At 64.5% G+C, this 721-nt stretch carries 1 protein-coding gene; it reads right to left on the bottom strand.

Annotated elements, in window-relative coordinates; genetic code table 11:
* Positions 1-698: electron transfer flavoprotein subunit alpha/FixB family protein (locus AC1D17_RS29230; protein ID WP_477568677.1), on the bottom strand; the 698-nt coding region annotated here is incomplete at its 3' end.
* Positions 699-721 lie beyond the last annotated feature (23 nt).

Genomic DNA, 721 nt, shown 5'->3' with positions numbered 1-721 from the left:
GCGTCGACAGCGGCGCGCGATGCGCCGACGGCGGCGCCGAGCTTATCGGCAACAGGAAGGATGACCTCCTGGAATTTTTCCGACGAGCCGAGTGCGCGGCCACCCGAGATGATGATCTTTGCCGAGGTCAGTTCCGGACGGTCCGACGAGGACAAAGCATCGCCAACGAAGGAGGACAGGCCGGGATTGGCGGCAGCCGCGATGGCTTCAACCGCAGCCGAACCGCCGTCACCGTTCGAGGCGAAGCTGGCCGTGCGCACGGTGATGACCTTCTTGGCATCTCCCGACTGGACGGTCTGGATGGCATTACCGGCATAGATCGGCCGCTTGAAGGTGTCTGCCGAGACGACCTCGGTGATTTCCGAGATCTGCGCCACGTCGAGCAGGGCCGCGACGCGCGGTGCGACGTTCTTGCCCACGGAGGTCGCCGCCGTGATGATGGTGTCATAGGCCGGCGCCAGCGAGACGATCAGGGCTGCCAGCGGCTCGGCCAGATTGTTGGCCAGATCGTCGCTATCGGCCAGCAGCACCTTGGCGACGCCCGACAGCTTGGCGGCTGCGTCGGCTGCGGCCTGCGCGCCCTTGCCGCCGACCAGCACATGCACGTCGCCACCGATCTTTGCGGCTGCGGTCAGCGTCTTGGCCGTCTGGTCCGAAAGCGTTGCATTGTCGTGGTCAGCCAGAAGAAGAATGGTCATGATCGTATATTCCTTTCCTGAAC

This window comes from Pararhizobium sp. P1_E7, from assembly GCF_056405855.1.
Note: the sequence above shows the minus strand (reverse complement) of the source record. Positions and strands in the feature narration are given on the sequence as shown.